The sequence below is a fragment of the Microcoleus sp. PH2017_35_SFW_U_B genome (genome assembly GCF_020737865.1).
Classification (GTDB): Bacteria; Cyanobacteriota; Cyanobacteriia; order Cyanobacteriales; family Microcoleaceae; genus Microcoleus.
Window position 1 is genome coordinate 32,899 of the sequence record NZ_JAEQDE010000063.1, and the last position, 18,078, is coordinate 50,976.

Here is an 18,078-nt window from a genome sequence, read left to right on the forward strand (position 1 = left end):
GACATACTTCCACGTCAAGCCTCGTGGTGCTATGACGTGGGCATCTTTGCAGCCCGATGAAGGGTATACAAAATTTCCTTCGCGGTACTATCATCTATATTTCCTACTACAGAAAGATTCCCGCTACGGCGTTTTATCCTTGGGAAAATGCCCAACCCAAGTTTCTTTAAATTAATCGCGGCGTTAACATCGCGATCGACCATTAAAGAATGTTGCTCATCCCAATAGTTTCGCATACCGCAATCGGTGAAAACAATTTCATTCCGATAGCACAAAACCATTGACGTATAAGCAGGTTTTTGCGGAACGACGGCTGACCCAGCTTTTTCGGCTATGTATTCCAGCGTCTTAAAAAACTGACCAAATGCAGCATCCAACCAAGACTTATTAAGTCCTGATTTAGCTGATTGACCGTTCGGGAGGTAATTACCTTCATCGTCTTGCTTAACTTTATTCCGCTTTGTTAAGCCTTTTAAATTCAAATCCTCATGAAAAAAGAATTTAGCTCCAGATTTCACAAGTCTGTGAGCTGTTTTGTAGTGAAAGTCTTGGCGAGAACGCGCTATTTTTTGGTGCTGTCTCGCTTCTTTTTTGGCTAAGAAGCGTCGGCTTTTAGAACCGCGCTTCCGTTTGTTCCGCTTCCTTGAGATCTGGTATAACTTAGCTTGGTTTTTGCGAAGCGGTTTCAACGAAGGTAACTTTGTGCCTGACGACGTTGCTAAATAGACATCTTCATGCAGCACCGCATCCAACCCAATTGAGTTATCCCAGTTTGGGGTAACTTTATCAGGAATAAAGTGGGGTACTGAAGTGTCTTCAAGCATTATCTGGGTAAACCAACCGTCAGTCTTTCTAGTTACACTAATTTGCTTAACAGTGAATCCATCGGGGATTGGGCGGTGCATCCGAACTTTTATGACACCCAACTTCGGCAATCGGATATAAAGCCAATTCTTGCGAACCAACTTAATCCAGTCGTTATTAGCCGTAGAAAAAGTCATCGTCCGGTAATCCGCTTCAGTCTTAAACCGGGGTTTTCCCGATCGCCCACCTTTACTGTCTCCTACGATCAACCGTTCAAAAGCTTTGTCCACTCGCTTAGAGACATCTTGAAGAATAGTTGAATCTACTTGCTTGAAGTCCAGCAATTCACCACTATGAAAGACTTTTATTAAGTCTTTTTTAAGGATGGGTAGTTGTTGTTTTTGGGTGTAGTAGTTGGGCTTTTCGCGAGGCGTAGAGATACTAGCAATCAACGGACAAGCATTTATAGCAGTGCGGTTCATCTCCCACCAATCAAATCGATCGCCTAGCTGTCTATTGTACCAATAGCGACAAATCCTCAACCAATGATTGAGGGTTGACTTTTGACTGGTGTCGGGATAGAACTGATACTGATATGTTACTTTCATTGCGTTGCGACCTTTACGCATTTGCTTGTAATAAAAATACCAGGAAATACTATACAAAGTCAAGTAGTGATTTAATAAGTTATGTCGAGTAACGATGCTTGCAAATAAAGATTTGTTCATCTCGTCATCCACACCTTCATTGCTCGCCAGCATAGCGGGCGAGGACATGAAAATGTGGAATCCTCGATTCACGCGCCTCTCATCCCACACTATATCGCTTCGATTAGTGTGGGGATTCCCGTCTGTTTAGCTAAATTGTAGATTTTGGGGCGGGCTAGAAGCCTACCCCACAAGAGTTTTAAAACCCGGAGAAACCCCCTAACCCCGCTTAGGTCGGGGGGACAAGAGCCTTCTCAAAGTTTCCCTTTCTAAGGGGGATTTAGGGGTATCTGAATTTGAGGTGAAATGTTGAATATTTAATTAGTTAATTCCTACTTCCAACCCAACCACCGCAACAAAGGCACAACCAAATAATGACTGACTCCCAAACAAAGCCCGATCGCACTTCCCAACAAACCAAAAAAGGCGATCTGTCTCCCATTCACTTACACCAACCTTCTTGCTTACCCGTTTCAGGACACTTTAACATATCACCGTTATCTGAAGAAGATGTTGTGTTTATTGGGGATGGTTTTGGTGTAGTCTTAGCTGATTTAACTGGCTTTTTATCTTCGTCAAAATTCTTACCCTTAGCTAAGTTAGACTCTAAAAATAAACTGATAGGAATCCCCCAGTTATTACCTAAATTTGGATTGTTGATCGACTGGCACTTTCGGTCAGTTCTCTCCTTGCCCTCTGCCCCAGGCATCCCATGAATAGCGACTATGCTACCATTCTCATTAAATACTGGCCCACCACTCATCCCGCTCAAAGTTGAATTAGTATATTTAACTCTATAACCATTCTTATAATTATTATCTTTATCCTGAAGGTACAACGAATCATCCTTTTCGGATAATTGATTTATCTCACTTTCCGATGATATTTTTTTTAATATTGTTCCCTTAGTTAATTCATATTGAGGTTGAGGCTGACATTGTTGCCATCCTGATACCAATACAGATATAGATTCAGATAATCCTGTCGATAATTTAGCTGCTGTGTAATTTTGCGATTGAGTGGGCAACTCGATGAGTGCTAGATCAATGTCTCCCAATGTATCTGCAACTAATTGCTCCACTAATTGATCGTAATTTTTATCAGTAATTGTTAGATACACGTTTCCATCGTAACTTTTAATTTCGTACTGATTCTGAGGTTCTGGTGGAATTGCAACAACGTGCTTAGTTGTTAGTACGTAATATTTGTCTTGACTCCTAATGATTACCCCTGAACCATAACCACCGCCAGGTACTGCAATCAAAACAGTGGATTTTGTGGCTATTTCTTCTAATTGATTTTTGAAAATTACAGGTGTCGGCTTGAGCGGAGTGCTGATATTGTGATTAATATTGCTGACAAATTTTCCTAAAATAAAACTTAGCAAAACACAAAAGCCAATAATTAAACAGTATTTTAGTTGGTTAGATTTCATATTGGAGAAGTCGTAATAGGTGGATCATTTGATTAAAAAATAAACTCAATTATAATAATGCGAGAAGGTGCATTTTGAGATATTTTTTTAGATTTGTATAATGACCAAGATATTTGAGAATCATTCCCTGTATGTTTTTCGACCTCGCAATCATTACTGGGGGTTAGTTTAGGAAGAGGTTTCCCCTCTAGCCCTGTGGGAATTTCTTGTTTTATGAAAATGACAAATTCCTTGATTTCGTATTTTAACCAATAATCATCACATTTATCAAATTTTTCTTTTAAATACTTATCATAATATAACTTATAACTTTGATTTTTTTGACCATCATGAGATGAAATTTCTGCTTCCCAACCAATATCTTGAACTAAAGTAAACAAAATATTAGCTATAGGCTGCTGCTTGTCCTTGTTTTGTTCTGTATCTTTTAATTTCTGAATAAGACCGTTAAATAAATTACCCACTTTGACGCGCAAACCAGGTTTTTCTGTCTCTCTTGGCACTGTATCCTGACTATTTTTGTCTGGAGATTTATTATTTTGACTCGCCCCCGTAGCTCCTGTTGTATTTATTTTCCCAAACCGACCCAAAAAGAATAGAAGTAAAAAGATTACCACTACAGCAGGAAGGAAATAAAATAAAATTTTGACCAATAAATCATTATCTTTTAATCTAGATAAAAACTCATTTACTGACGGAGAATTTTTATGCTTTTCGGCCGTAAATGTAACTTGATCCTTCTCTTCAGCAGATTTCTGAGGGTCAGGAGGTAGTGTCTTTTTTGATTGATTAGTTTGAGAATCTGATTGGGCAATATACCCGATGCGTACAAATTCCTGATTTAAAGGCGGTATTTCCTTAAACAGTTTCTTGGTATCTAGCTGGAGATAAAAGTCAATCGGAATTCCCCAACGCAAGGGTTTCATCGAATTAATCTCATCTTCATTTGAGTCTGAACCATCTGCACGCTTATATTGAGATGATGGCCCATCTTCACCTCTGCCATTGATACCTACTACTTCGCCTTGCTCATTCAAGATTGGGCCGCCACTCGTCCCTTCCACAACTTCATTGGTGTATCCAATACTATAATTATCAACTAAAGGTTTAGTCAGTACAGCCTTCACTTGACCCTTTTTCACGACAAACTCCGCAGGACAGGATATGGTAGTCAAAACCAGGTTACAAGGAAACCCACTAACATATATCAAATCTTCATGCTTTAAGGATTGTTTCTTAGCAATTACAGCCACTTCGTAGCGATAAGGGCTATAGAAATATAATAATGCTAAATCCGTTTTATTGAATTTTTGGGGGTGACGACGCGCCTTATGAATTAAACCGTCAGGGGTACGGATATAAAACTCAGGTTTTTTTGCTCTTCCTGTCGATTCCTTGGCTACATGATTAGCCGTCAAGACAAGATATTGATAGACTGACGGGTTGGCTGGTGTCGGCTCCATAGCCATCAAAACTCCAGAGCCACTCTCATTCAAAATTAAACCATTGTTTTTCCACTCTTGTGGGTTAATTGAATAAACTCTCAAGGAAATTAATTTTGCCCTCTCAGGAATCAAATCCTTTGAGAGCCCGTTTTCTGCCTCTGACGTAACACTTGTTACCGCAGTGGTAGCCTTGTCAAAAGACTGAGAAACCTGTGTAGGTGATAGCAATTGACAACCACCTATACAGGCTAAAGCGATAAATCTAACTAAAGTTAACTTCATTTAATCAGGATACCTGATACTTACCGAACGGAACAAACTTCTCGCGCAAAAACCGTTTGCCCTCCAAGCAGGGCATCGACAGAGATATATGTTTTTGTTGCAGCACAACGCCGTTCTCGGAGTGGCAATGGAGTATTATTTTTGTTTGTCAGTGCAAACAATTCTTCTAGCCTTGCCTTGGGGTCGTGCTCTGGTTTCACCGTGTAAAGGAAGTTGAGGCAGTCTTTACCCAGGCGGTCTGTTGTACAAATTACTTTTTGACCGTTCTGAATACCGTGAGTCAGGAACTGACCCCTGTTGCTCAAGTAGCTATTCATTCTGTTAGTGACTTCGTTGCATCGGCGCTCTCGCGTATAACCCACTTGCCCACCAAAATCAGAATCCCACCGGATCAATGCTTTTTCGGGCTTGCCGCTTTCGTTAACGACTGTTGTCCATACGGCATAGTTCATTTTACAGGAGAAAGTGCGGGGTGCTGCTTCAGCCGATTTAGTAAATGCCAAACCAAATGTTGATAGCACCGTAGCCATTGTTAAAATGGCTGAAGCTGTAGTTTTAATTTTCATCGATCAACCTCATAACGTGAACAATTAATTTTTTAGAAAACTTATACTGTATTATTGCAGTTTTCACCACAACTTGTCTACCGATCGGTGATAGTTCTTAACCCAATTTGAATCAAGATGACTAACTATCTGTAAGCTATTGCCCTGGAGGACGACAAAACAACGAGTTTTGGTCACACGTTGCCGAATCTGGGGTTATCGAACCTAGGGTTGGCGAAACTGGGGTTACATTAGTAATCTGTGAACTCTGCTCCCTGAAGTATAGAGAGAGATTGATTCCAACATCGACTAAAACAGCTAGTGCTGCGATTACTGTTGCTATGTGTGCTGCTTTTTCCAAAAAGCTGTTCGTACTATTCATCTCTAGGAAGGCGTGTTCTTAATTGTAAGTATCTTAGCGAAATTTTCCGTGCCAAGCCTGTGGCGCAAACACAAAAAGTCCCTATATCCACTAGCGAAGGCTAGGGTGTCCCTGGCGGACGCTTGAATATATCGTCATCACTAGGTTGGGGAGTAGGTTCAGGTGATTGAATATCCTGTTGTTTTTCTCTCTCCGGTTTCGGAGACTGCGGTGTGGAAAGCAGCCCAAGCACAAAAGCTAAGATCATAACCAAGGGCGTTGCGATCGCAAACCACAACCACATAGGCAGCTTGGATATTCCCCCTCCTCCATTTTGAACCGATGGAATGGTGGAACGTAAAATAGGGGCTACTACCGCAGTAGCCGTAAAACCTCCTGAATTTAAATCGTTTAGCACCTTCTCTGCTGATTGATAGCGACTTTTACAATTATGCTCCACCATCTTTTCCAAAATTTTCTTCAGCTTATTACTAGCATTGAATGAATGAGGCCACACAACCTTCCCTGTAGTAACATCTTTGAGTTTTTCAGGCTCCACTCCTGTCAAAGCTTCCAAAGCAGTCATCCCTAAAGCATAAATATCGCTGCAATATTCTGGGTAGCCTTGAATCTGCTCTAGCGGTGCATAACCTTCAGTATGAATCTGAGTTCCAGGAGAGGTGAGTTTAGTGACTTTCTGCTTAACTGCACCGAAATCTATGAGAACTATCTTGCCATCCCCATTTCTCTTAATGAGATTTTCTGGTTTGATATCCCGGTGAATATTTTGTTGTTGATGAATAAATATCAGGGAATTGAGTACATCCTCTAACAAACTGGCAACTCGATCCTCATTGAGCCTCGTATTGCGATTTAGTTCATCACGAAGGGTACATCCGTCAATGTATTCCTGCGCTAAGTACAACTCTTGACCCTCTGACAAGTATCCTATGTACTTGGGAATCAAATAATTTTTAGGGTTTTCCGTTAAATTCTTTAAAAATTTGGCTTCGCGCTCGAACAACTCCTTTGCCTTGGCAAAAGTTGTAGGGTTATTACTGACAAAGATGAACCGCTTCAGAGCGCATTGCCTACCCGAATCGTGCCAATCTTCGGCTAAGTAAGTTTCGCCAAAATTCCCATTGCCCAAAATATGGATGATTTTGAAACGTCCACCCCCTACTGATTGACCCATCGGTAGAGTTTGCCCTTGTCCTATCATTCTACCCTCCTCCAGAGATCCCGCTCAGCCTGCTCTCCTATAAAGCTTATATTAATCCCTGAATAGAGATATGACAACTCCCTAATCCTAAAATAATTTTCGGTCAGCCGACAGTATAATACGAAATCCGCGTTCGTTACTCCCTCGATCGCTCGGTGATTGAAATCACTTTTGACCTCCAAGTCTAATGTAGCAATGCGCCAGTCATAAGAGTTTGAGGTCGAAGCAAACAAAATTTAGTCTGCGAAGGCGGACTAATAAATAAAGGGTGTATTTAAGCCGGATTTAGTATAAAAAGCTGATATTTGCGTTTATATGTGGTTAAAAATCATAAAAAAATTCCAGCGGACACGCTCTAAATTGCCTACCGCCATCCCAACCACCGCAACACGGGCACAACTAAATAATGACTAACTCCCAAACAAAGCCCGATCGCACTTCCCAACAAACCAAAAAATGCAATTGAACTCCCAATCTGCAACCAGCCGAAGGGATAACCAGACGAAAGATCCAAAATTCCTAAAAAACTCCCTGGAAAAATGCTCAAAGCATTCAAAAATAGAAACATTCCCGTCGAACAAGCAGCCACCACCAAAGCGTGCGCTAATTGGTGACTCCGCAAACCCATGCCGATCGTTAAAGTGGCGATCGCAAATGCCCCCAAAATAATCCCCTGCACGCCGCTAAAAGCAGTCGCTTCCATCCAGCACAAACTCGCCAACAAATAGCCCTGAGCACCCATCAATCCCGACAGCCAATACTGTTTTTGCTGGCGAAAACTCCCCGCATCCGTCAAACCTATCGCAGTGCCCCAGCCCGCAAAAGCAAACAAGAGCACTTCCGGGCCGACATTAAAACTCATATAAGGAATTAATTGGTGCAAACCTTCATTCAAAAAACTCGCAAATTCCGGGCCAATAGGCGAAGCATAGGCCAAAACCAAACCGCCGATCGCCCCTGCGGATCCACCAACCCCACCGAGCACCATTTCCCAGCCCGTATCCAGAGAAGCTACTACAAGTTGGGCGATCGCGCCGAACACCAAAACCGTCAAACTTGCCGTTTTTTGCGCCGTCGCCACCACCACTTGCCGGCAAAATTCCACAATAGCTTGACTGACTGGGGCTAACGCAATTTTGCCCTTACTCTTAGCATAAATATCTTGCAAACGCGATCGAACATCCGCAGCCGAAGCCGGACGCTGCTGTATATTCGATCGCACCATATCATCCAACAAATTCGCAAAAGCCGGACTCACAGACACAATGTGGCGCCAGCGCAACTCCCCCGTCATCGGATCTTCAATTTCCGCCGGATACTTCCCCGTCAGCAAATGAATGCAAGTCCGCCCGAGGGCATAAAAATCCGTCGCCGGGACAACTTGGCCCCCAACAATTTGTTCCGGCGGGCTGTACCCAGGCGAAATCAACCGCGTCGAGCTCGGAGAATCTTTCCCCGCCGGTTCGCCACCGCCCATCTGTTTAACTCCCCCAAAGTCGATCGCCACCAACTGCAAACCGCCCAAACCTTTGCTCAGCAACACTTGGGGCGACTCCGGGTCTCGCAGCATCAAATTGGACGGTTTAATGTCGCGGTGAATAATCTGACACCGATGCAACTCCTCTAAAATTTGCACAGCTTGACTCAGCCAGCTAAACACCCATTCCTGCGGACATCCCTGAGGGTGATCTTCAAGAATTTCTTCTAAAGTTTTGCCGTGAATCTTTTCCATTACCAAACAAGGTAAGCGCCTCCCTGTGGCATTTCCATCCCCGCCTCCCAAATTTTGGGTTTGGACGTGAAAATAACCGTCCGGCTCGACTCTTGGAACGCCGGGGTGCCGCAAAATTGCCAAAACCCAAGCTTCCTGCTCGAACAGTTTTAGCGCTTTCGGAGAAGTTTCGAGCAACAATTTGAGGACGCGCTCGGTTTGAGTTTCTGCGTCCCAAACTGTGTAGATAGCTGCAAAACCCCCGGTACCGAGCCCTTGTAGAGGTATGTAGCGATTTTTTAGCCGCAGCGGAGTCCCGCAACTCTGACAAAAATTGTTGCCCCAAGTCTGAGGGTAAGGCCTTGGGCAATCTGGATTGATGCAGTGGACGGCTTGTGAAGGGGGGTGAGGCACAACCAGAGTAAAGATGGGGCTAGATATCCATAGTAGACTTACGTGCAGCTAACGCAGAAACCCGGTTTGCCGCACAAGTCCTGTCCATATTATGTGCTATGCTGCCGACTTTTAGGTACGTTGTTGGGCTTCAGCCCTCTTTACATATATTAGAAGAGGGCTGAAGCCCAACAACGTACCTTTGGAGTTCTATAAGTATTTATAACTAATTTTTTCCTACCCCCAACCCAAAATTTAATATCTAAAATTTAATCGATCTCCACCATGATTTAAGTATTTATGACTAATTTTTTCTCCTTCTCCAATCTAAAATCTAAAATTTAAAATCTAAAATCTCATCGATCCCCAACCCTTAGCCCTGCATCCTTCGCCACTTTTGTTTGATAAGATATGTTACATAAAATTTCCTAATGTAAAGCTAAATAAACAATACTTATGATGATTAAAAGAATATTAAAATTGTAACGCGCCACTTTATTGATATATTTCTAAGAGCCTGCGATCGGGCAAAAAAATTAAGCGAATACTAGGAAGCGAGATATGGCTTACGCGCAAACCCAAACTCAATCAAAGGCTGGGTATAAAGCCGGAGTTCAAGACTATAAACTAACGTATTACACACCGGACTACACGCCGAAAGATACAGATATTTTGGCAGCATTCCGCGTCACACCTCAGCCAGGAGTTCCCCCAGAAGAAGCTGGAGCTGCTGTGGCTGCTGAATCTTCCACCGGTACATGGACAACTGTGTGGACTGACCTCCTGACCGACCTCGACCGCTACAAAGGTCGCTGCTACGACATCGAGCCAGTTCCCGGTGAAGACAACCAATACATCTGCTTCATCGCTTATCCTTTGGATTTGTTTGAAGAAGGTTCCGTCACCAACTTGCTGACCTCTTTGGTTGGTAACGTTTTCGGTTTCAAAGCTCTGCGTGCTCTGCGGTTAGAAGACTTGCGGATTCCCATTGCTTACCTGAAAACATTCCAAGGCCCTCCTCACGGTATTACCGTTGAGCGCGACAAATTGAACAAGTACGGCCGTCCTTTGCTGGGTTGTACAATTAAGCCCAAATTGGGTCTGTCTGCTAAGAACTACGGCCGCGCCGTTTACGAAGTTCTACGCGGCGGTTTGGACTTCACCAAAGACGACGAAAACATCAACTCGCAACCGTTCATGCGTTGGCGCGATCGTTTCTTGTTCGTTCAAGAAGCTATTGAAAAAGCTCAAGCAGAAACCGGCGAAGTCAAGGGTCACTACTTAAACGTAACCGCCCCTACCTTTGAAGAAATGATGGAACGGGCTGAGTTCGCCAAAGAAATCAAAACCCCCATCATCATGCACGACTACCTCACCGGTGGTTTCACTGCAAACACCAGCTTGGCCAAATGGTGCCGTCGCAACGGTATTCTGTTGCACATTCACCGCGCCATGCACGCCGTGATCGATCGTCAAAAAAACCACGGTATCCACTTCCGCGTGCTTGCCAAGTGCTTGCGGATGTCCGGCGGCGACCACCTGCACTCCGGTACAGTTGTGGGCAAACTCGAAGGCGAAAAAGGCATCACGATGGGCTTCGTAGACTTGATGCGCGAAGACCACATCGAAGAAGACCGCAGCCGCGGTATTTACTTCACCCAAGATTGGGCCTCCATGCCTGGTGTCATGCCAGTTGCTTCCGGTGGTATCCACATCTGGCACATGCCAGCCTTGGTTGAAATCTTCGGCGACGACTCCTGCTTGCAGTTCGGCGGCGGCACCTTGGGCCACCCTTGGGGTAACGCACCTGGTGCAGCAGCTAACCGCGTTGCATTGGAAGCTTGCGTTCAAGCTCGTAACGAAGGCCGCAACTTGATGCGCGAAGGCGGAGACATCATTCGCGAAGCTTGCAAATGGAGCCCTGAATTGGCTGTTGCTTGCGAACTCTGGAAAGAAATCAAGTTTGAGTTCGAGGCAATGGATACCGTTTGATGATTTTTGGTTAGAGATTTTAAGTTTTAGGTCGCAAACTTGCTGTTAAGTCTTTATCTTTGAAGAAGATTTACAAGTAAGTTTGCATCCAAAATCTAAAATTCAAAACCTAAAATTTGAGGGAGCTGGGGTCAAATGGATCTCAAACAAGTTGCGAAAGACACCGCTAAGGTGCTGGCAAGTTACCTAACCTATCAATCCGTGCGGATTGTTGTAGCTCAGTTGAGCGAAACCAATCCTCCTCTGGCAATCTGGCTGAATGACTTTTCCACCAAGGGCAAAATCCAAGATGGAGAAGCTTACATTGAGGAACTGCTGAGGGAAAATCAAGATTTAGGATTTCGGATCATGACGGTGCGAGAATATCTGGCGCACGATGTGACGGAATTTTTGCCAGAAATGGTTTGTACTGGCATTCAACAGTCGAATATGGAACACAGACGCCAGCATTTGGAGCGAATTACGCAACTTAATTGGTCTGTGGCTAGCAGCAATCCTGAAACATCCTCAATAGATTCTGAACCGAATCTGGATAATTTGTCGAGTTAATCGATCGCACTTGGCGAATCGAACACACACCTTAGAGATACAAAAAATGAAGACTTTACCTAAAGAGCGTCGTTACGAAACTCTGTCATATTTGCCCCCGCTGACAGACGCCCAAATTGCCAAGCAACTGCAATACATCTTGGATCAAGGCTATATTCCCGGCGTAGAATTCAACGAAACCTCTGCCGCTGAAATGCGCTACTGGACATTGTGGAAGTTGCCTTTGTTTGGTGCTCGCAGCGTCCAAGAAATCATGACTGAAGTTCAAGCTTGCCGCTCTGAAAACCCCACCTGCTACATCCGCGTCATGGGTTTTGACAACGTGAAGCAGTGCCAAGTGCTGAGCTTCATCGTGCACAAGCCTAACACCAGAGGCTACTAAGCTTTAACAACTCTATTTTGTAGAGAAAAAGCTAGCTAAAAATTGAGGCGTGGGAATTCTCCCCGCCTCATTTTTTTGTGCAGAAGACTCGGCGGTTGAAACCGCCTCTGTACATATAAAAGCTGCTTCCGCCGTTTCAAGATTGGATTGTTAGAGCTTGCAAATAGCTTTGAACACTTGCAGCAACACAACTGAAGATTCTGGTTCCATCAGATTTAGCAAAGGCATTAACTGATAGGTGGGCGGATTTCCACGACGGATATTGACAAACTGATATTCCATTCCATTGGTTGTCAAACCCCAGATTGCGTCTTGATATTTTAAATTTTGATAAGCATAGGTAAGCAATTGGGATAAACCCATAAATGCGTTGATTCCTGAATTTTTAGTTTCAATCACTAAAACCCAAAAAGATGTTTCACTTCTTAATGATTTTAATTTATTGACTGCCAAAATATCAAACCGCCCTTTAATGATTATGTCTTCATCTTCAATGCTAATTTCGGCAATGTCTTGTTCTAGACTAATTTTAATAGGTGGGCGGTAGAAGCCAGCTAATCGCATTAAGGGAAAAGTAGTCAGAGCTTGTACCAATCCTTCAGAAACGCGATCGGTAGAGATGTAGTCATCGAAGTCATCCCGGATTTGTATAAGTTCCTGCTGTTCGTGTTCTGTTATATCTTCAAGGGATAACAGCGAGGTAAATGAGCTGTTGTAGTGCTTTTGTAAGCCGAAAAGACGGTGGACTTCTCCTAATGTTAAGTTTTTGGCATTAATAACTGTCATAATCTTCAAACAAATTAAGTCTCTATTGTAATTATAACATATGCACAAAACTAGGTTTGTAGTAAGGACTTCAGTCCTTAAAACCGAGGCTGAAAGGACTAAAGTCCTCACTACGAACTTGAAAGGACTAAAGTCCTCACTACGAACCTAATCTATCTGCTCCACTACAACTCCATCAACTATTTCATAACCCCAGCTAGAATTTCTGGCTGCAAGTTGTTTAGCCATGTCGTATTCGCCCAAAATACAAAGCTCTATTAACTGCTGAAAACCTGAATTTTTCTCGCGCTGCAATCTTTCCTGACGCAGCTTTTCTCTTTCTGGATTAGAAGGATTTGGGCGCTCACTTCCCAGCGGATTGATATCGCTAATTCGTTTCATTTTAGCCTCATTAAAAAGGGATAGATTCTACAATTTCACCGTCAAAAATTTCATAGCCCCATTCTGGATTAGCAGCAATTTGTTTTTCAACTATACTTCGACCGAGAGAAGTTTGGTAAGCTTTTTGTAAAAACGAAATACTCGGGATTTCGTCTGTAGTTGGTGGCTGTTGTTGTTCGATTTTTGGCGGTTCAGGAATTGGTTCAGATGTGGATTGATTCAGGGCAAATTGCGGCGCGATCGCCCCTAATTTATTCATCACACTTTCTTTGGTAATTTGTGGTCTTTCGTTGAAGGAAGACGGTAAATATGCGGTTTCTACCCCTTGGTTTTTGGCTTTGAGCGCATCGTCCGCAATTCGATCGCACTTTCGCAAAAAACCCTCCCACAAATCCTTCCCCAAAACCGGGTTTCTCAAATCAGCACGAGCTTTAGATACCGCTGCTTCCAGCGGTTCGCCCTTGTGCACGTAATACTGAATTCGCTCCTCCTCAAACGCCGGATAAGGCACTTCCGGCTCAATTTCCCACTCCCGCTTAACTTTCTGACTTTCTCCTAAAGGAATTCCCGCGATAAACTCGTCCCAAAAAGTCGAAGTTAAGCCCTTTGTCATGCTATCAATAATTTTAAAAGCCCATCCCGAAGGATTGCCAAACCATAAGTTATGCTGTCTGGCATATTCTTCTAAAGCTCGCTGAAAGTTATGCAGTTCTTCTTGGGAATTCCAAGGCCCGCTAAATCGATAATTTGGATTGACTGCAACCGCTATTTGCTGCCGCGGTTGCCCGAAAAACTTGTCAGTTTTAACCGCACGCTCTGGGGTGTAAGTTTCGGCAAATATTTCTAGAGGAAGATTGTTGTTTTCGCGGCTTGTTTGTGTTATGCTATCGCCGGAAGTAGGTGTCAACAAGTTATTAAATTTTTCCTCGAAGGCGTCAATATCCGCCCAGAGTTCGAGAGTGTCGGTGTTGGGATTTGTGGATTTTGCTTTCAGGAGCGATCGCACTTTCAGCAGCCGTATCGCTAATTCCTGTTCTTCGCGATTTAAACCAGTAGCTTTTTCAATTTCGCTGCTGTTAGTTTTCACCCATTCGCCCGAGTTAGACTGTTGTGTTTGCCATTGCAACAATTGGCACAGAAAAATGCTCGCCGCGACTCCGCCAGTAATTTTGCCTAGTGTCGGATAGTAGATGGCGGGATTTCCGAGATTTCCTAAAAATATTCCTATTTTCATGTTTGATATTCCTAATTCCCTTAAATTGTAGGGTGCGCCATCAGCACCTTACCCTTAAATTGTAGGGTGCGCCATCAGCGCCGAGATCTCCACTAAAGTAGCATCAAAAAACTTAAGATTTTCTTTAAGCTTCTGTCTATTCCTGACTGAATGGAGTTTCTAGAGGAAAGACGGGGATCGCTTGTGCGATCGCCTGATTGACAGAACCGAGTTAAACGTAATAATAAATTATTTACTGTACATTTCCCCCCAAAATGAATCCAGAACGTCAAGAGGCTTATTTGAACTTGATCGAGCGAGTGCTTACCTGTCCCAACGGTCAAGAACCAGAGGTTTTAAGTTCCTGTTCCGATTTAATAGATGCGGGATTTGTGCAGATGCTAATCCAGATATCAGCTTCAATGGCCCGGGAAGGTGACGAAGATACTGCTAATTTTTTAGTGCAACTTGCTCGCTTGCTGGGGAAATCTTTGGGTTTGTCGCCGGATGTCGTGCCCGCTAGCTACAGCCGCGCACAGTGATAGATAAAAGTACGCGCAGCGTAGCTATCCCCTACGCAATCCCCTCGTTGTATCATGTTTTGGGAAATCGGGGAATCTTAACTCCATCGATACCTTTACAACTGATATTCAAGAGGCTCGCAAAAATCATTTACCCCAGTTTTAAATACATAAATAATCACCGATGTCACCAAAATCTGCGGGCAAGTTTTGGCAGCAACTAAATCTCTAAAAGCAGCATTCAATTGTCCGTTTATCAACTCTTCTTTTACCTCAGATTTGCAAATAGCAACGCGGCATCTTTTTGCCAATCCATCCAACCAGTTTTCAGAGATATTCGGTTCTTGTCCAGCTTGAATTGCTAGAGAAATAGCTGCATCTTCGATGTTGCCTTCACAATCTTCGATTTCGTCTAGGGCTTTGAGGGCTGCGGGATATTCCGCTAATTGCGATCGAAATTGGGCAATTTCTTGTGAGGTAATAATCACCATAAGATTTTCTTGTGTTTTCGGCTCGCGGATATGTTTAGCAGTTAAAGTTGGTATTATAGCATTTTTTGGTTGAGGTTGGGATTGCGCGATCGAACTTAATTACATTTGCAATTAATTGTTGCCACTTCGCAATAGCCTGCCTGGAGGTTAAATCCTCATCTAAAAGCAGAAGTCAGGGCGATGAAGCCTGATGTTAAAATTGATTAGTTTCCTCTGTAATTGCGAAGTTTGTGAATCAATCGCAGACTTTAGCTGATAAATATGTCATTGACAAAAGAGTGACTGAATATCAAGACTGCAACCACTTCATAAACTTATCCGTCGCAGTGCCGATAGACTCTCCCACCTGTTTCTTCAAACGCCACCGCCCAAAAGCTTGTTCGTAATCTTCCCCTTCAGTTTGATAAACATTCCAAGCATTCAGCGACAATCCCAATCCCCAGGTTAGTAAAATGAAGAGTGACCAAGAAAGCTCATGCGATCCTGCTAGATTAAACAAAACTAAAAAAGTATTGACAATGCCGTATTTTGTCAAGTTTTTTCGCAATTTGCCGCGACGGTAAGAGTTAAAAACCAGCTTTTCCTGAAATTCACCTCTAGTGGCTAACCATTGCTGTTCCGCCGCCACGATATCCTGTTCGGAAATGCCTAATTCCGCCCCAATCTCGAAAAGCTGCACTCGGGAAAGTTCGCCGTCATCTTGTCGCCGTGCGATCGCAAGCTGTAAAATACCTTGGGCATCCTCAGCACCGTAAATTTGATTTATTTGACTGTCATTGGTCGCCATATAATAAGTTTCCTATAATTCCTGATATCCTTTCCATGATAGAGACAAGCGCTGTTAAACGGTAGGTGGTGACATTGGCGGATTTCAACACCCGGAAACTGCCGAAAGTCGATCGAACGGGCAAGATGCCCGTTCCACAAGATAATTGATTAGTTGTGGAACAGGCATCTTGCCTGTTGCTGCTGTATTGTGGAACAGGCATCTTGCCTGTTGCTGCTGTATTGTGGAACAGGCATCTTGCCTGTTGCTGCTTTGCTGCTGTATTGTGGAACAGGCATCTTGCCTGTTGCTGCTGTATTGTGGAACAGGCATCTTGCCTGTTGCTGCTGTATTGTGGAAAATATCAATTCTAACCCAAAGTATACATCCAGCCATCCCGGGCGCAAATCCTCACAAGCCCATCCCAAACAACAGGTGTCGCCTCAAACGATAAACCCGGCTTAAATCTACCCGATTCTTTTACCTTCAAACGGTAAAACTCGCCCTTAGCATTTTTCAAAGCATTCTTATCCCCCGACTTCGCTCGTTCCCACTTCAACTCAAACAAATAAACACCATTATATCCCGCACTAATCAGTTTATTGCCATCCGTAAAAATCGGAGTCGAAATCGAAGAACCAATCTCCTTTTTAAACACGATTACCGGAGTATCGTAAGACTGATTTCGCCAAGGTACAGAATTCTTTTTACCTGTAATCGTATCTTGGGAACCGATGTACAAATTGCCATCGATCGCATTTGTGGCAAATAGCGCTGGAAATCCCCCAGGATTGTACTCATCATTCAACGCCACCGAACCGATTATCCCGCCTTCCCAGCCTGAAAGTCGGCGATTTCCGGTAGGTAAAAACCATTCGACGCTGGCATTCGGTTCTTTGTTCGGATTTAGTTTGAGGACTCCGCCGTTACCTGCAATGTATTGTTTTTCAATCGCACAAAACAGTTTACCCGATTTAGATATTACAGCACTTCCATCAATATCTGAACCAGTATAGAAATCCCATACTATCTTTTTTGTTTTAATACTTATCCCATAAATATGTCCAGAACCCGCAGCTATAAACAGTCTATCTTTGAGCCGAGAAGGTGATGATTCTGCTACCAAGTTACCGCCGTGCTTGCTGATATCTCCTGGCGCATAAAGCTGTACTTCCGACAAGATCTGCGGTTGCTTAATTCCTTGTTTAACTTTAGCTTTGCTGGCAGAACTATTGAGAAAATAGCCGATCGCATTTTCCCCCGCATTGAACAACAGGCCATCGCCCAGATACAAAGCACTGCTATCGTTATCCTGACTGTAGCTGGGCGTTCTCCGGATGTCCAACTTCCACAGTTCCTTACCGGTTCTAAAAGATATTGCCCTAAAACTCGGGACAAGATTTTTGCCACCACCGCCACTGCGGCTGCCTTGCAAAATCACAATTCTGTTTTCGGCGTTGGCTGTTTTGTCGATATAAATTGTTGAACTTCCTTTAATTATATCATCAAATTCATAGCGCCAAACTTCTTTATTTGTCGCCATGTCTATTTTGTGCAAATAGTGGTCAAAAGCACCTATAATTAAATAAGTTTTATCCCGATCTCTGATAATTGTTGGCTGTCCAGTCCAACCGGCACCACTCCAAACTTGAGATTGCCTTCCCAAAAAAGTCCGGCCGCTTCCTAGCTCAAATTTCTTGATTAACTTCAAGCCTTTGGGGACACCTCTACCGTAAAACCTGCGCTGGTCATTTCCCAAAAAAGTCGGTACGAATAATTCTACTTCTTGAACTAATTTTTTTGCCTGTTTTTTGGAGTCACTATTGCTTTTTAATAGAGGCTTGTTAGATGGTTCTGCTTTTTCAGATGGTTCGGATTGGCACTGTTTGAGAATGACAGGAGGAACTACAACACTCAACAAAAAATGTCCTAGCCGTTGATTGAAATTTCGACGAGATGATAAACTCATTTTATATCGAGATAATCAGTAATAATATTAAAACATGATTGTCGCCAAAACTTAACTAAAACATCTCACGCTAAACTGCTAAATAACTGACAAACTTACTCAGCACAAGTTAAATTATCTTTG

The 18,078-nt window shown here is 43.3% G+C and carries 17 protein-coding genes; 4 read left to right on the top strand and 13 right to left on the bottom strand.

Going from position 1 to position 18,078, the window contains the following annotated elements; all coding sequences use genetic code 11:
- Positions 1-29 precede the first annotated feature (29 nt).
- The 6 genes from JGK36_RS17935 to JGK36_RS17960 form a co-directional block, all read right to left on the bottom strand.
- Positions 30-1,580 (bottom strand): transposase, encoded by a 1,551-nt coding sequence (locus tag JGK36_RS17935; protein WP_366034880.1) that lies wholly within the window; start codon positions 1,578-1,580, stop codon positions 30-32.
- A 373-nt stretch (positions 1,581-1,953) separates the two neighbouring features.
- Positions 1,954-2,946: a serine protease gene (locus JGK36_RS17940; RefSeq protein WP_293196814.1), complete on the bottom strand. Its 993-nt coding sequence runs from the start codon at positions 2,944-2,946 to the stop codon at positions 1,954-1,956.
- A 32-nt stretch (positions 2,947-2,978) separates the two neighbouring features.
- The gene (locus tag JGK36_RS17945) at positions 2,979-4,673 is read right to left on the bottom strand and encodes a serine protease (protein ID WP_293196815.1); all 1,695 of its coding nucleotides are present in this window, start codon (positions 4,671-4,673) and stop codon (positions 2,979-2,981) included.
- A gap of 20 nt (positions 4,674-4,693) precedes the next feature.
- Positions 4,694-5,239 carry a COP23 domain-containing protein gene (locus JGK36_RS17950; RefSeq protein WP_293196816.1) on the bottom strand — a complete coding sequence of 182 codons (546 nt, stop codon included), beginning with the start codon at positions 5,237-5,239 and terminating at the stop codon, positions 4,694-4,696.
- 461 nt (positions 5,240-5,700) lie between these two features.
- Positions 5,701-6,801, bottom strand: coding sequence for a serine/threonine-protein kinase (locus JGK36_RS17955; protein ID WP_293196817.1), 1,101 nt, complete (start codon positions 6,799-6,801; stop codon positions 5,701-5,703).
- A 364-nt stretch (positions 6,802-7,165) separates the two neighbouring features.
- Positions 7,166-8,926: a serine/threonine-protein kinase gene (locus tag JGK36_RS17960; protein ID WP_293196818.1), complete on the bottom strand. Its 1,761-nt coding sequence runs from the start codon at positions 8,924-8,926 to the stop codon at positions 7,166-7,168.
- A 540-nt stretch (positions 8,927-9,466) separates the two neighbouring features.
- Here JGK36_RS17960 and JGK36_RS17965 point away from each other — a divergent pair.
- From JGK36_RS17965 to JGK36_RS17975, 3 genes are all read left to right on the top strand, one after another.
- Positions 9,467-10,897: a form I ribulose bisphosphate carboxylase large subunit gene (locus JGK36_RS17965; protein WP_293154026.1), complete on the top strand. Its 1,431-nt coding sequence runs from the start codon at positions 9,467-9,469 to the stop codon at positions 10,895-10,897.
- A gap of 135 nt (positions 10,898-11,032) precedes the next feature.
- The gene (locus tag JGK36_RS17970) at positions 11,033-11,446 is read left to right on the top strand and encodes a chaperonin family protein RbcX (protein WP_293196819.1); all 414 of its coding nucleotides are present in this window, start codon (positions 11,033-11,035) and stop codon (positions 11,444-11,446) included.
- 46 nt (positions 11,447-11,492) lie between these two features.
- Complete coding sequence (locus JGK36_RS17975) at positions 11,493-11,828, top strand: ribulose bisphosphate carboxylase small subunit (protein WP_293154020.1); 336 nt, start codon at positions 11,493-11,495, stop codon at positions 11,826-11,828.
- A gap of 150 nt (positions 11,829-11,978) precedes the next feature.
- Here the strand turns inward: JGK36_RS17975 and JGK36_RS17980 are convergent, their stop codons facing one another.
- The 3 genes from JGK36_RS17980 to JGK36_RS17990 form a co-directional block, all read right to left on the bottom strand.
- On the bottom strand, positions 11,979-12,614 hold the full coding sequence (locus JGK36_RS17980; RefSeq protein ID WP_293180908.1) for a restriction endonuclease subunit R: 636 nt from the start codon (positions 12,612-12,614) through the stop codon (positions 11,979-11,981).
- A gap of 147 nt (positions 12,615-12,761) precedes the next feature.
- Positions 12,762-12,995, bottom strand: a complete 234-nt coding sequence (locus JGK36_RS17985; RefSeq protein WP_293180911.1) for a hypothetical protein — start codon at positions 12,993-12,995, stop codon at positions 12,762-12,764.
- A 10-nt stretch (positions 12,996-13,005) separates the two neighbouring features.
- On the bottom strand, positions 13,006-14,229 hold the full coding sequence (locus JGK36_RS17990; RefSeq protein WP_293180914.1) for a hypothetical protein: 1,224 nt from the start codon (positions 14,227-14,229) through the stop codon (positions 13,006-13,008).
- A 254-nt stretch (positions 14,230-14,483) separates the two neighbouring features.
- Here JGK36_RS17990 and JGK36_RS17995 point away from each other — a divergent pair, with 254 nt between their 5' ends.
- A complete protein-coding gene (locus JGK36_RS17995; RefSeq protein WP_293180917.1) occupies positions 14,484-14,750 on the top strand; it encodes a hypothetical protein in 267 nt (88 codons plus the stop codon).
- 95 nt (positions 14,751-14,845) lie between these two features.
- Here JGK36_RS17995 and JGK36_RS18000 read toward each other — a convergent pair whose 3' ends face one another.
- The 4 genes from JGK36_RS18000 to JGK36_RS18015 form a co-directional block, all read right to left on the bottom strand.
- Positions 14,846-15,220 carry a hypothetical protein gene (locus JGK36_RS18000; protein ID WP_293180920.1) on the bottom strand — a complete coding sequence of 125 codons (375 nt, stop codon included), beginning with the start codon at positions 15,218-15,220 and terminating at the stop codon, positions 14,846-14,848.
- Between the two features lie 289 nt (positions 15,221-15,509).
- Positions 15,510-16,007 (bottom strand): 2TM domain-containing protein, encoded by a 498-nt coding sequence (locus JGK36_RS18005; protein WP_293180923.1) that lies wholly within the window; start codon positions 16,005-16,007, stop codon positions 15,510-15,512.
- A gap of 84 nt (positions 16,008-16,091) precedes the next feature.
- Positions 16,092-16,319 carry a hypothetical protein gene (locus JGK36_RS18010; RefSeq protein ID WP_293201030.1) on the bottom strand — a complete coding sequence of 76 codons (228 nt, stop codon included), beginning with the start codon at positions 16,317-16,319 and terminating at the stop codon, positions 16,092-16,094.
- Positions 16,320-16,356: 37 nt separating this feature from the next.
- Positions 16,357-17,955, bottom strand: a complete 1,599-nt coding sequence (locus JGK36_RS18015; RefSeq protein ID WP_293196821.1) for a PQQ-binding-like beta-propeller repeat protein — start codon at positions 17,953-17,955, stop codon at positions 16,357-16,359.
- Positions 17,956-18,078 lie beyond the last annotated feature (123 nt).